This is a genomic window from Thalassospira lucentensis (genome assembly GCF_032921865.1).
Lineage (GTDB): Bacteria > Pseudomonadota > Alphaproteobacteria > Rhodospirillales > Thalassospiraceae > Thalassospira > Thalassospira lucentensis_A.
The window spans coordinates 1,789,645-1,803,374 of record NZ_CP136684.1 but is presented as its reverse complement, the minus strand read 5'-3'; the positions used below and the strand labels follow the sequence as shown (position 1 = coordinate 1,803,374).

The 13,730-nt window shown below is 54.5% G+C and carries 15 protein-coding genes; 5 read left to right on the top strand and 10 right to left on the bottom strand.

What is annotated here, in order from left to right; genetic code table 11:
• Positions 1-51 precede the first annotated feature (51 nt).
• From R1T41_RS08910 to R1T41_RS08900, 3 genes are all read left to right on the top strand, one after another.
• Positions 52-1,299, top strand: coding sequence for an HD domain-containing protein (locus R1T41_RS08910; RefSeq protein WP_062949644.1), 1,248 nt, complete (start codon positions 52-54; stop codon positions 1,297-1,299).
• 79 nt (positions 1,300-1,378) lie between these two features.
• Entirely contained in the window at positions 1,379-2,044 is a 666-nt protein-coding gene (locus tag R1T41_RS08905; RefSeq protein ID WP_317341302.1) for a TrkA family potassium uptake protein, read from the top strand.
• 3 nt (positions 2,045-2,047) lie between these two features.
• Complete coding sequence (locus R1T41_RS08900) at positions 2,048-3,391, top strand: TrkH family potassium uptake protein (protein ID WP_297009807.1); 1,344 nt, start codon at positions 2,048-2,050, stop codon at positions 3,389-3,391.
• A 12-nt stretch (positions 3,392-3,403) separates the two neighbouring features.
• Here R1T41_RS08900 and R1T41_RS08895 read toward each other — a convergent pair whose 3' ends face one another.
• A complete protein-coding gene (locus R1T41_RS08895) occupies positions 3,404-3,982 on the bottom strand; it encodes a TetR/AcrR family transcriptional regulator (RefSeq protein ID WP_062949648.1) in 579 nt (192 codons plus the stop codon).
• Positions 3,983-4,072: 90 nt separating this feature from the next.
• Between R1T41_RS08895 and R1T41_RS08890 the strand changes: the two genes are divergently transcribed.
• The gene (locus R1T41_RS08890; RefSeq protein ID WP_317341301.1) at positions 4,073-5,275 is read left to right on the top strand and encodes an MFS transporter; all 1,203 of its coding nucleotides are present in this window, start codon (positions 4,073-4,075) and stop codon (positions 5,273-5,275) included.
• 51 nt (positions 5,276-5,326) lie between these two features.
• Here R1T41_RS08890 and R1T41_RS08885 read toward each other — a convergent pair whose 3' ends face one another.
• On the bottom strand, positions 5,327-5,656 hold the full coding sequence (locus tag R1T41_RS08885; RefSeq protein WP_317341299.1) for a DHCW motif cupin fold protein: 330 nt from the start codon (positions 5,654-5,656) through the stop codon (positions 5,327-5,329).
• A 157-nt stretch (positions 5,657-5,813) separates the two neighbouring features.
• On the bottom strand, positions 5,814-6,464 hold the full coding sequence (locus tag R1T41_RS08880; RefSeq protein WP_062949654.1) for a hypothetical protein: 651 nt from the start codon (positions 6,462-6,464) through the stop codon (positions 5,814-5,816).
• Between the two features lie 159 nt (positions 6,465-6,623).
• Between R1T41_RS08880 and R1T41_RS08875 the strand changes: the two genes are divergently transcribed.
• On the top strand, positions 6,624-7,559 hold the full coding sequence (locus R1T41_RS08875) for a DUF294 nucleotidyltransferase-like domain-containing protein (RefSeq protein ID WP_317341298.1): 936 nt from the start codon (positions 6,624-6,626) through the stop codon (positions 7,557-7,559).
• Between the two features lie 15 nt (positions 7,560-7,574).
• On the opposite strand, the gene R1T41_RS08870 is transcribed toward R1T41_RS08875, so the two are convergent.
• From R1T41_RS08870 to R1T41_RS08840, 7 genes are all read right to left on the bottom strand, one after another.
• A complete protein-coding gene (locus R1T41_RS08870) occupies positions 7,575-7,943 on the bottom strand; it encodes a 5-carboxymethyl-2-hydroxymuconate isomerase (protein WP_317341297.1) in 369 nt (122 codons plus the stop codon).
• A 110-nt stretch (positions 7,944-8,053) separates the two neighbouring features.
• On the bottom strand, positions 8,054-9,349 hold the full coding sequence (gene ahcY, locus R1T41_RS08865; RefSeq protein ID WP_062949660.1) for an adenosylhomocysteinase: 1,296 nt from the start codon (positions 9,347-9,349) through the stop codon (positions 8,054-8,056).
• A 246-nt stretch (positions 9,350-9,595) separates the two neighbouring features.
• Positions 9,596-11,392 (bottom strand): phosphoenolpyruvate--protein phosphotransferase, encoded by a 1,797-nt coding sequence (gene ptsP / locus R1T41_RS08860; protein ID WP_062949664.1) that lies wholly within the window; start codon positions 11,390-11,392, stop codon positions 9,596-9,598.
• A gap of 82 nt (positions 11,393-11,474) precedes the next feature.
• The gene (locus tag R1T41_RS08855) at positions 11,475-11,750 is read right to left on the bottom strand and encodes an HPr family phosphocarrier protein (RefSeq protein ID WP_062949666.1); all 276 of its coding nucleotides are present in this window, start codon (positions 11,748-11,750) and stop codon (positions 11,475-11,477) included.
• 95 nt (positions 11,751-11,845) lie between these two features.
• Positions 11,846-12,250 (bottom strand): PTS sugar transporter subunit IIA, encoded by a 405-nt coding sequence (locus R1T41_RS08850; protein WP_007088266.1) that lies wholly within the window; start codon positions 12,248-12,250, stop codon positions 11,846-11,848.
• Between the two features lie 18 nt (positions 12,251-12,268).
• A complete protein-coding gene (gene rapZ / locus R1T41_RS08845) occupies positions 12,269-13,201 on the bottom strand; it encodes an RNase adapter RapZ (RefSeq protein WP_317341296.1) in 933 nt (310 codons plus the stop codon).
• On the bottom strand, positions 13,198-13,692 hold the full coding sequence (locus R1T41_RS08840) for an HPr kinase/phosphorylase (RefSeq protein WP_062949670.1): 495 nt from the start codon (positions 13,690-13,692) through the stop codon (positions 13,198-13,200). The genes rapZ and R1T41_RS08840 overlap by 4 nt, the downstream gene beginning before the upstream one ends.
• Between the last annotated feature and the right edge of the window lie 38 nt (positions 13,693-13,730).

Here is a 13,730-nt window from a genome sequence, read left to right as displayed (position 1 = left end):
TGTCTGCGCTATTGTCGAAACAACAGCTATAACGATCTCGTCATTTCAAAAATGAGTCCCAAACCGCAGCTAGACCTTTTTGCGCCGCGCGTGGCAGCCAGACCGGCCGCGCCCCAAAAGGAGTCTGTCGCAGCCAAACCGACGGGACCGGAAATCCGCGATCTGTTCGACACCAACTTCAGTGCCGATGACATTGCCGAATGGGAATTGCTGTTTCGCGACGCCCCGCAATATAATTATCATTTCAAACGTTCTCAGATCGCATCGGCCTTTGATCGTCCGCTGCATAAAAAGCTGATCGCGTCACACGCGTTTGAACGGCTGCGCGAAATTTCGTTCCTTGGTGCCATTGATTACCTTTTTCATCCCAACGGACGCCCGGCCAATATCCGCCATTCCCGATACGACCACACCATTGGTGTTGCCCTGCTGTCGCAGCAATATTGCCGCCTGATGGGCCTTTCGGAAGCCGACCGCGACCTTCTGGGGGCTGCTGCCCTTTTGCACGATATCGGCCATGGCCCGTTTTCCCATACGCTGGAACCGGAATTTGCCCGGCGGTTCAACCTGAACCATCACCAGTTGACCGAAAAGATCATCACCGGCGAAGTTCAGCTTGATCTTTCGGTCAATCATTTACTGGTGAAACACGGTGTTGATCCGGACGAGGTCATTGCCCTTCTGTCGAAAAAATCGACCCACCCGCATGCCAGCCTGCTGTCGGGTCCGGTCAATATCGACACACTCGAAGGCATCAGCCGCACCAAGACCTATGTGCATCCGAACTATGTCCATTGCCATCCGCGCCTATTGCTTGAGGCGGCGGTAAAGCTTGATGAAGACGCCCTGAAACGACTTGATAAGTTCTGGCAGCTTAAAGAAGACATCTATCGCAATTTCATTTTCGGCCCGATGTGCTTTGCCACCGATCATCTGTGCCGCGAATTTGTTGTGAAAAATGCGCCGGATTTTGCCGCCAACGATTTTCTTCTGACCGAAAAAGCCTTCCTGCAACGCCACCCGGCTTTCAAGAAGTTCCTGTTCAGCCTGAAAAACCGGATCGAACTTGACGGTGTTGCCGAGGTCGTCGACCCTGAAATCAGTGCTGCTGCCGCAATTCTGGACCACAATGCGACCCAGGTCCCCAAACGCGAGTTTCACATCAACACAGATGCCGAAGTCAAAAGCTTTGCCGATCTCGGCAAACGCTATTACGAGGAAAAGAACTCATTCCTGCGACGTGTCGGCAATCTGACAGACCCGGCACAACAGGCTGCTGCAGCAAGCCTGTTTGACTGATTTGCATGCCATCCGGTCCGGAAATTGACCGGGCGAAAATTGCTGCATCGGGCAATCCATTTACAAGGGAGCCAGCGATATGGCCCGTAAGCATCACAGGACGTTCGTCATCATCGGACTTGGAACCGTCGGCAGCACGGTCGCCACCGATCTTGCGCGCAATGGCAATCACGTCATGGGTATCGATATCGACGAAAAATCCGTATCCACCCTATCCGGTATTCTTTCTGAAGCCGTCATTGCCGATGGCCGTGATGAAGAAGCACTCCGCGAAGCCGGGGTCGACAAGTATGACGTTGCCCTGATCGCAATTGGCGAAGACCTTGAGGCGAATATCCTTTGCACCATGAATGTCAAAATGCTTGGCGTGAAAACGGTCTGGGTCAAAGCCATCAACAAAACCCATCATCGGATCCTGACCAAACTGGAACCTGACCGGGTCATCCTGCCGGAACAGGAAATCGGCCAGCATATCGCCCAAAAACTGCATAACCCCGCCGTGCGTGATTATCTAAGCCTTGGCAACGGCATGCATGTCATCAATCTGCAGGTACCCGAATCCCTTATCGGTCAAACCGTTGAATCCCTTGATCTGGAGGCATCGCATGAATTGCGCTGCCTTGGCATCTTGCGCGGATCGGAATTTATCGGTTGCGAAACCGGATCGGTCACGATTGAAGAAAACGACAAGGTCCTGATCCTTGGCCGTCGCCAGAATCTGCGCGATTTCAGCGACGGCATCTGAGGCATGCAGTTCTATTTTCCGAACCGCCCCGGAAAACCGATCAGGATCGCGCCACCGCTTTTGCTGGCGATCCTGTATCTTGTGCTGATCCTGATCGGGGCCGTGGTTCTTTGCCTGCCTGTGTCGCTAACCAAAGCCATCACTTTTTCCGATGCGCTATTTACCGCAACATCAGCGGTAACCGTCACGGGACTTGCCGTGGTCGACACCGGATCAAACTTCACCCTGTTTGGGCAGGCGGTCATCCTGATCCTGATCCAGCTTGGCGGGCTTGGCCTGATGACCTTTGCCGCCCTTGTTCTGTCCGTTCTTGGTCTGCCGATCGGGTTGCGCCATCACAGTTTCCTGCGCGAAGATTTGAACCAGACCTCGCTGCATCATTTGGGTGGGCTGATCAAAACCATCCTGTTGGTCGTTCTGATCTGTGAACTGATCGGCGCGATCCTGTTGCTTTTAGTCTTCGTCCCCGATTTTGGCTGGGCCAAGGGGCTCTGGTTTTCGATATTCCATTCCGTTTCAGCATTTAACAATGCAGGCTTTGCCCTGATGCCAGACAGTCTCAGTCAATGGGCAACCAATCCGGTCCTGAACCTGACAATCCCCGCCCTTCTTGTTATCGGCGGGATCGGGTTTAGCGTGATATCCGATATTTTCATCCATCGCGGCTGGCGCCATCTGTCACTACACAGCAAGCTGATGCTGAGCGGTACGCTTGTTCTGGTGATCTGGTCGGTATTGATGTTTGCCGTACTGGAATGGAATAACCCGGCAACCCTTGGCGCATTCTCAAACCCGCTGGACAAACTGCAAATCAGCTGGTTTCAGGGACTGACCACCCGGACCGCAGGGTTCAATACGGTCGATATCGGATCCATGCACGATACCACCGCGCTCATGTTCATTCTTCTGATGGTGATCGGGGCTGGTAGCACATCGACTGCAGGCGGCATCAAGGTTACCACCTTTATCGTACTGGTTCTGGCAACCATCGCCTTCTTCAAACGCCACAGCCAGCTGCATGCCTTCGGGCGAAGCATCGGGCTTGAAGAAGTCATGAAGGTGCTTGCCCTGACCATGATTTCGATCTTCGTCGTCATGACCGGAATCTTCCTGATCACCCTTTCACATGACGGCGATTTTCTTAATCTGGTATTTGAAGTCACGTCCGCCTTTGGCACGGTCGGACTGTCACGCGGTACAACCGGGGAACTTGATACAATGGGTCGGATTGTGATCGAACTGATCATGTTCATTGGCCGTGTCGGCCCTCTGACACTGGGATTCTTCCTTGCCCGTCGTGTTCCGCCGCGCATTTCCTATCCGTCAAGTCAGGTGTATCTGGGGTAATTCCCGAAACCTTCAGTCTTTCGGTTTTTCGGCTTTTTCACGGATCAGGCATCGATCAACCATGACGAAAAGTTCTTTCGTGGTTGGCGGTTGCCGATCAAACAGAATGCGATAGGTCATGGGTGCGATAATACCGTCAACCAGCTGATCGACACTGGGGGTCCATTGTCCGCGTTTTTGCGCGCGTTCGACAATCACCGCCAGTCGGCACCGCGCGATTTCCGCGCAACGCATCGTCGTGCCGTTATCCCCGGATGCAACAACATCACGAAGCATCGTCTTGCCAAGCTCGGAACCGGTTTCATCAAGATAGGCTTCTGCGAACTGTTTAAGATCGGTCGCAAGCGCCCCGGTATCCACCGGATCGTCATCCGGGCGCAATCGATCCAGTGCCGCATCCGCCAATAAGGATGGCAAATCACCCCAGCGACGGTAAATCGTTGACGGTGTTACACCCGACATCTGTGCAATCATCGGCACCGTAAGAGCCTCGCGATCATGACTCGATAACAGTTCATGAACTGCTTCATGAACTGCCTTCTGGACGCGAGCACTGCGGCCACCAGTGCGTATGCCTTTATGGACTTTCATGAAACCGACCTTAACACAAATAATTTGCGTTAAGCGAGAATTTCACGCAAACTGCATTAAACGCAAATATTTCGCTTTAAGGACGTTCCCATGCACGCCCCGTCGTCACCACCGACAAATGCACCGGCCAGATGGTTTCTGGCTTTTGTCATTATCATCTTTACCGCTGCGTCATCGGTCCCCACGCCGATGTATCAGCTTTATCAACAGAACTGGCATTTCTCACCAACCATGCTGACACTGGTCTTTGCGATCTATGTTCTGACGTTACTGATTTCACTTCTGGTCTTCGGATCATCTTCCGACTTTGTCGGACGCAAGCCGGTTATTTTCGCCGCCCTGATAATTGAAATCGCGGCGATGACCCTTTTTATCACGGCGGAAAATCTTACGATGCTGCTAATCGCACGCGCGGTACAGGGCTTTGCCACCGGTCTTGCCACTGCCGCCCTTGGCGCGGCACTTTTTGACAATGACCACCACAAAGGGCCAATCACCAACAGCATCGCCCCCCTGCTTGGCCTTGCCAGCGGTGCTGTCATTGCCGGCGTTCTGGTTGAATATGCCCCTATGCCCCTGCATCTAAGCTATATCGGTTTGATGCTGATGATGATTGTGCTGGCCCTGTTTCTTTGGGGCTTACCCGAAACCGCTGCACGCCGACCTGGCGTTCTAAGGTCCCTGACACCGCGGGTTTTTGTCCCCCCTGCGGCACGATCAACCATGCTGGAAATTGCCCCGGCAAATGGCAGTGCATGGGCACTGGGTGGATTTTATCTGTCGCTTGCGCCATCCGTCATCGCCAGCGCAACCAATGCTCCACCATCTCTAAGCGGCGGAATTGCGGTCGCCTGCCTGATGTTGTCGGGTGCTGTGTCCGTTCTGTTTGCGCAAAAAAGACAACCGGCTGATGCCCTTCTTGCCGGAACATTCATTCAGACACTGGGCATTGCAGTATCGGTTTCGGGTATCGGATTGGGAATGCTTTGGCTTTTTCTAGCCGGGTCACTTCTGGCCGGTTTTGGCTTTGGTGCCAGCTTCCTTGGATCAGTCAGAACCCTATTGCCCCGCGCGCAGCCGCACGAACGCGGTGGCCTGATGGCAGCGTTTTACGTGATGTCCTATCTGTCATTCTGTATTCCGGCACTGCTGGCCGGCAGGATGGTATCCGTCTTCGGCCTTGTCAGAACAGCCGAAGGATACGGCATCGTCCTTGTATTCGTGACGTTGCTGGCACTGATACTGCAAATACGCAGGCGCCAGCGCCACCTGGCAACTGCGGGCAATATTTGACCTGAAAATATCTGGCGGCCATGACAAACCTGGGCCGCCAGATATTCAATGTCAGTCAACGACAAACAATGTTGCACCCGGCTCTGTTGATGAACGATGGGCTTCCGCATTGTCTGCCACCTGATAACTCATACCCGGTGTAAGGGTGAAAACCCGCCCGTCTTCCAGTTCGGTGACCAATTCACCTTCAAGACACAGCAGGATATGCCCCTTCCTGCACCAGTGATCGGCAAGATAGCCCGGCGTATATGTCACCATGCGCACCCGGATCGGACCGAATTGCTGTGTCCTCCAGTATGCCATACCGGTATCGCCGGAATGTTCGGTTGGCGTGATCGACGACCAGTCGGTCGTCCCGAATGGCAGGTTGGCAATGTCCATTGGGGTGTCTTTCAGCGGAATTCATAAGGCAAATATCACCCAGGACCGGATAATATGGCACCGAGGCTATCGCGTTACCTGCCTGAACGTCAACAAATGCCACCAATGAAAAGCCCGGCATTCGAGCCGGGCTTTCTTCAGGTACGGACAGGCAAATTTACCGGTTTTCCAACCCGTTTTCTTCACGCTGTTTGCGGATTTCATCTGCCTTTTCGGTAATCATCTCGCGCAGCTCGCCAAGCCCGGCACGCTCGGCGGTGAGGATCTGCTCGCACTCGGCCTTGCTGACATAACCATTGGGATGTTCCGCATCCCATTCCAGCACGTCCTCAATCGTGGTGCCAAGTTCATCGACGTCCCCAAACGCATAACCGTTAAGCGGCCTGCCGACTGTTTCGTTCAGCGACGCAAACAGGGCCGGGTCCTGATCGGGAGCCAGATCGGGTTTGCAGCCCAGAAGCGTGCGATAGCGCAACTGCCCGGTATAGAACCAGAATACCGCGTCATCGCGTTCGCCCTCGTTAAACAGTTTGGCCGCCAGGATGTAGTAGGCCGATGGATGGCGGTTTTCGATCCCCTCGCGTAACGCATCCGGGGCCATATCCTTCATCACCTCGGGTGATGTTGTATCGGGCGATTGGGCATAGGCAGGCATTGCCATCAGGCCAAGAAGCGGAACGGCAAGCAGAGTGCGATAAAGATTTTTGATCGGACTTCTCCGTAATCTGAGGTGATTTCCAATCGGGGAGATATGCGAACAGTATTTTGGCCAACGGCCCCGACGAATGATGTATGGCATCATGGTCATTCACGTTTGAGGCCGTTTTATCGGCAAGTGATGGCAATTATGTGCCTGTCCTCACATTTGGCGGGGGTTCCTTACCTTTCGCCATAAACCCGGTTTTAATCTTTCGGCTTTAGGTCGATACTGGATTTATCAGTGACTTCAATCGGAACCGCTTCAATCTTGTTACCAGATACGATCGCAAGCAATCAGGCCTACACCGCCGCCCGGCTGGACGAGATGCGCAGCGCGCTGGCCAATCAGCTGCATGGCAGCGCCTTTTGCGTGGTCGTGACCGGCTCGTTCGGGCGGCACGAGGCATCGGAACAATCCGACCTTGATTACTTCATCATCGGCCGCGAAGTTGATCGTGATCTGGCTCCGCACCGCGATGTTTCCGAAATCCTCGGCTCCATGGTCACCAAAAAGGCAGCCGTTAACGGCCCGTTTTCATCCTATGTCCCGGCCGAGGAACTGGTGAACCGTATCGGACTTGATGGTGACACCAATTCGATCACCACACGCCGCCTTTTGTTCCTGCTGGAATGTGAATGGCTTTATAATGAGGTCGGCAAACGGGCCTTCTTTGACGAACTGATTGCCAACTACGTCACCGAAACGGTTACACGGGAATCCATCGCGCGGTTTCTGGTCAATGACGTCATTCGGTATTACCGAACCATCAGCGTCGATTTCGAAATCAAAACCCGCGAAGGCGACGCCAGCAAGGCATGGGCCCCCAGACGGCTGAAACTCGTCTTCTCGCGCAAGATGCTTTATTTCGGTGGTATTATCGCAGCCGCAGAAACCGCTGGCCGGGATTATGTTGGGAAACGCGCCAAACTATCGGAACTTTTACAGCTTCCGCCGATCACGCGCGTACAGACTGTCTTTGGTAACAAAAGCCTTCCCGCACTTGAACTTTATGATCGGTTTCTGCGCGAACTGAGCGATCCCGACGTTCGCAAGCGACTGGAAAAAGTCGGCCCGAATGATCGCAGTGATGCGGAACTCCGGTCATTGCTGGATGCGGGAAAACAGTTTTCGCGCGAGCTGATCAAACTGATGAATGATCGTTACGGCCCCGATCACCCGATCCACGAAGCACTTCTGATGTAATCAGCCAAGCTGATATCAGGCCGATGTCACATGCTTGTGGTAGTTGGCCCGATCCAGATCGTGCACTTCCACGGTGAATTGCACATCGAAATCACCAACCAGATTTTCCAGATGCGCGCGCAGGGTTTCAAGGGCAATAGCCCCGACATCGTATTTGACGTTGTCCGAACGCCCCGACAGAAGACGCACGTCAAGATGCACCATGCCATGCTTTGGTCCACCATCGGCAATGACAACATTTTCAAGCGACGACAACCTGGTCTTGAAACTGGCCGGATCGGCATCGGCGGTCTTGGCAATTTCGCGATGCAGGCTGATTGCCAAACTGCGAAGCTGCTCGGTAATCGGCAAGTTGGCGGAATATTCGATTTCAAGCTGGGGCATGGCTCGTTTCCCTGTTGTGGTCTTTTTTTCTTACCCGAACTGAACGCCACAAAACACAAAAAAGCCGGCCCGAGTGAACGGACCGGCTTTGATGACAAACGCGTTTGCGCTTAGTAGCGGTAATGATCCGGCTTGAACGGACCAGCCTGCGGAACGCCGATATATTCGGCCTGTTCGCTGGAAAGCTTGGTCAGTTTCACGCCAAGACGGTCGAGATGCAGGGCTGCAACTTTCTCGTCCAGGTGTTTCGGCAGGACATAAACCTTGTTTTCGTAGTTCGCGTGGTTTTTCCACAGTTCGATCTGGGCCAGCACCTGGTTGGTGAAGGATGCCGACATCACGAAGCTCGGATGACCGGTTGCACAACCAAGGTTCACAAGGCGGCCTTCGGCCAGAACGATCAGACGTTTGCCATCCGGGAATTCGACTTCGTCGACCTGCGGCTTGACGTTGTCCCACTTGTAGTTACGCAGCGAACCGATCTGGATTTCGGAATCGAAGTGACCAATGTTGCAAACAATTGCGCGGTCTTTCATCGCACGCATATGATCGAGCGTGATGATGTCAATATTGCCCGTGGTGGTGACGAAGATGTCGCCAACCGGTGCAGCATCTTCCATGGTGGTGACTTCGTAACCTTCCATTGCGGCCTGAAGCGCACAGATCGGATCGATTTCGGTCACAAGAACACGTGCACCCTGGCTGCGCAGCGATGCAGCCGAACCTTTGCCAACATCACCAAAACCGGCAACCACACCGATCTTACCGGCAACCATGACGTCGGTTGCGCGTTTGATGCCATCAACGAGCGATTCGCGGCAGCCATACAGGTTGTCGAATTTCGACTTGGTGACCGAGTCATTGACGTTGATCGCCGGAACCTTGAGCGTACCTTTTTTCGCCATTTCATAAAGGCGATGCACACCGGTGGTGGTTTCTTCGGAAAGACCTTTGATGTCTTCAAGAAGTTCCGGATACTTGTCGTGGATCAGCTGGGTGACGTCGCCGCCATCATCAAGGATCAGGTTTGGTTTCCAGCCGTTCGGGCCGGTGATGGTCTGCTCGATGCACCACCAGAATTCTTCCTCGGTCTCGCCCTTCCAGGCAAACACAGGAACGCCGGTTGCCGCGATCGCAGCCGCAGCCTGATCCTGGGTCGAGAAGATGTTGCACGACGACCAGCGAACTTCTGCACCAAGCGCGGTCAGGGTTTCGATCAGAACCGCAGTCTGAATGGTCATGTGCAGGCAACCGACGATGCGCGCGCCGGCAAGCGGCTTGGCCGCACCGTATTCTTCGCGCAACGCCATCAGGCCCGGCATCTCGGTTTCGGCAATCGCGATTTCCTTGCGGCCCCAGGCGGCCAGCGAGATGTCTGCGACCTTGCAATCGGTAAAGTTCGACATGTCGTCTCCAATCAAACAAAAACAGCGCAACCGCCGACCACATGGATCTTGCAGATACGCCCGAAAATTCCTGTGCGACGGTTTGCCCGTTCGCGATGGAAGACATATAAAGATTTCTTTATATCGATTTCAAGTCTTTTCTTCGATGAATTTTCAATGCCGGAAAAATAAACGCAAATACACAGCGCCCATGCTGTATGGACCCATTTCATAACCGATTGATTTATTAGGTATTATGATCGCCGGTCAGGCAAGATCGTTGAAATCATCCAGCATCATGGCGATGCGTGCAGAATCCCATTGTTCCATCACACGCGCGGCCTGATGTTCGGTATTACGCGTATCAAGACGGCGCAGGCGCTGCTTGACCGGCAAAAGGCTGACCGGGGACATCGAAAGATTGCGCAGCCCGAAGCCAAGGAAAAGCGGTGTATATCGCGGGTCACCGGCCATTTCACCGCAAACACTGATCGGGATGTCGCGATCCCGCGATGATTTGATCACATCACGGATCAAGCGCAAAACCGATGGATGTAACGGATCATAAAGCCCCGCCACCTGATCGTCGGTACGATCAATCGCCAGTGTATATTGCGTCAGATCGTTGGTGCCGATGGCAAAGAAATCGCTTTCGCGCGCCAAGGCATCAATCGCCAGTGCGGCTGCTGGTATTTCGATCATCGCGCCCAATGGCGGTAAAACATCCGGTATGGCATGACCTTCCTTGCGCAGGCGCCTTGCAACGGCTTCGTAAATCTGACGCGCCCGGCTCATTTCATGAACGCTGACCACCATCGGGATCAGAACCCGGATTGGTCCATGCAGGGACGCGCGCAGGATGGCGGCCATCTGGGCTTCCAGCAATTCGGGCTTACGCAATGACAAACGAATGCCACGCAATCCCAGTGCCGGGTTTGGCCCGGACCCGATTTCTGCCTGCAATGACACCGCAAGCTTTTCACCCCCTATATCAAGGGTACGGATCGTCACCGGCTTGCCATTCATCCGGGTCACGATATCGGCCAGTTCGGCATATTGTTCGTCTTCGTCCGGCAGATAGTCCTTGTTCATGAACATGAACTCGCTGCGCAGAAGTCCGATGCCGGTCGCCCCGTTTTCCAGTGCCGCCGACAGTTCGATGGGCAATTCGATATTGGCATGCAGGTCAATTTCGACCCCGTCGCGGGTCGCCGATGGCACATCACGCAGACTGGCCAGTTTAGCACGCGCCGCCCGCCAGTCTTCCCGGCGCTGGGTATAATGGGAAAGGTCGTCCTCGGTCGGACGCAGGATCACTTCACCCCGGCCACCATCGACAATGATCAGATCACCGCCCGAAACCCCGCGAATGATGTCGGCCGCTCCCAGAATGGCGGGGATGCCAAGTGACCGGGCCATAATTGCCGTATGACCCTCCGCCCCGCCAAGAGCGGTGACAAAGGCAGCAAGCTGTCCGGGCTGAAGGCGGGCCATATCGGCCGGACTGACTTCTTCGGCAATCAGGATCGCACCCTTTGGCGCGGTTTCAAATGCCCTGTCGGTTTCACCGATCAGGCAGCGCATCAGCCGCAGGCCGACCTCGCGGATGTCGGATGCGCGCGCGGCGATATATCGGTCATCAATGCCCGAAAACTGGCTGGCGATGGCGTCAATAACGTCGCTGACCGCGTGCACCGCATTCATGTTGCGGGTCCGGATCAGTTCCTCGGCCCCGCGGACAAGGCGCGACTGGGTCAACATATGAACATAGGCATCCAGCAGAAAACCAAGTTCCTCGGACGCGGCCCCGCCAACATTGGCTGATTGCGATTTCAGACGTTTAAGCTGTTCAATGCTTTCCGAAACGCCTTTATGCAAACGTTCGGTTTCCGTCGGGATGGCCGCCGCATCGATACGCGCGCGACTGACATCGACATATTGCCGGTCCATGACAAAAGCCCGGCCGATCACAATCCCGCCCGATGCCCCAAGCCCGCTAATTACCCGGCGGCCGGTCGTCGATTGGTCATCAATTGTGGTCTGGTCTTTTGGTGGAACTTGCAAGCCTGGTTTGCTGCCAACTCGTTCTTGTTGTTTCCAGAAATCCCGCTTTCCGTCCGTGCGGAAATCCTACTTATTCTTTGTATTATTCTTCGTGGAACTTGGCATCGACAAGTTCGTTAAGGGCATCTATCGCCTTTTTCGCATCGGGGCCGGCTGCCTCTATCTCGATTTCTGTGCCGGTCGATGCCGCAAGCATCATCAGCCCCATGATCGATACGCCCGAAACCTCGGTGCCGCGATTGCGCACCATGATCCGGGATTCGAATTCACCGGCAAGTTTAACAAATTTTGCGGCCGCCCGCGCGTGCAATCCACGTTGATTGCTTATTGTTACGATCCGCTTTTCCGTCTGCGCCATATTTGTCCCGCCTTAGTCCCGACCTTAAATCCCCGTCGGTAAACTTTCAAAAGATCCGGGCCATCCCCGATCGCCCGACCTTCTGTTCTTGTTGTTTATTCCTCGCCGCTTAGCAGGCGCGACGCCACATTGATATATTTCCGGCCCGCTTCCTGCGCGGCATTAACCGTCTGGGCCAGCGTGCCATCAATACGCACCGAAGCCAGTTTGATCAACAAAGGTAAATTAACCCCTGCGATTACTTCGACATTGGCCTGTTCCATAATGGAAATCGCCAGGTTCGACGGGGTCCCGCCAAACATGTCGGTCAACAGCACAACGCCCTTGCCATCATCGACAGCCTCGACACTTGCAAGGATGTCGGCACGGCGTTGTTCCATATCGTCGTCCGGCCCGATGCACACGGCGGCGATATTTTCCTGTTCACCGACAACATGCTGCAAGGCCGACACGAATTCCTTCGCGAGATCGCCATGGGTGACGAGCACCATCCCGATCATGCAGTTTTCTCCATCAATTCACTCCCCCGGTTTTGGTTCATCTGGCTTGTCGCGATGGCTGAGATGAACATCATATCCCAGACCGGCAATCCAGTCGTTTAGCATGCGTGCGATATAAACGGAACGATGCTGGCCGCCCGTACAGCCGATCGCGATAGTCAGATAGCTTTTCCCTTCCTGCGCATAACGCGGCAGAACCGGGCCGATCAGGCCTTTTAACCGATCCATGAAACCGGTGAAATCCTGATCCTTCTCGATATAGGCGCCAACCCGGTCATCAAGCCCGGTCAGCAAACGAAGTTCGGGATCATAATGCGGGTTGCGCAGAAAACGAACGTCAAAAACAAGATCGGCTTCACCGGGCACGCCCTGACGGAACGAAAAGCTTTTGACAAAGACCGCCATCGCATCCTTTTCGCCAATGGCAAACTGGTCCTGAAGGATCTTGCGAAGCTCGGCCGATTTAAGCCGTGAGGTATCGATAATCATGTCCGCCGTCGCGGCAATCGGCGCCATCAGGCGTTTTTCATGTTCAATCGCATCGACAAGTGGCCGGTCATGGGTCAAGGGATGAGGACGTCTGCTTTCCGTAAAGCGGCGCTGCAAAATGCCGGTTTCCGCGTCGACAAAAACCACCATCGGATTGACACCGGGCTGCTTGCGCAAATCGCTGACAATGTCGACAAACTGATCGACACCAAAATCGCGTGTCCGGATATCAAGGCCAATCGCCAACGGCTGATCAAGGTCCGTCCCCCCGCTCAATAATGCGGGCAACAACCGCAGCGGCAGGTTATCCACCGCGTCAAAGCCGAAATCCTCAAAGATTTTCAGCGACGTCGTCCGACCGGCACCGGAAACTCCGGTCACCAGCACAAGTCGCGTATCCCCGGCAGTGTCGCCGGTGCCATTACCCTCTTGTTTCGGGCCTATTGCTTCTGCATCGGTCATGTTTCGAGCTGCATCTCACCTGTTGCCAAAGCCAAGGCTACTTCAATCTTGGCCTCGACGGCCATATCGAATGGCCAGATTTTCCAGGACGGAATCGAAATACCACAAAACGTTTCTGATCGGGGTTCAGGCATCCGTTCGACCCCGGCCGGGTCGGCCACCAGATCAAACAGAACCCGCACATCGCCTGCCGCCTGATGGGCAAGCCCGCGGACGATACCAATCCCGCGCACTTCGCACAATCGTGCAATCTGTATCGGCGCGCTGGCAATCAGTTTGCCCTCATGCGCCACAAGATCGGTTCTGTCATCGGAAACAAGCCGCCCGCCAGCCCGGACAAGCCGCAGAGCAAGGTTGGATTTGCCGCTGCCAGATGGCCCGCGCAAAAGGATCGCATGAGGGCCAAGCGCGACACAATTTGCATGGATTTGTGTCATATCGGGCAAAACGATGCGCGGGTCATCCAGCCTTGTCAAATCGGAAACATGCATATCTATCCTCACGGATAGAAATTACTGCCAATCGGGGA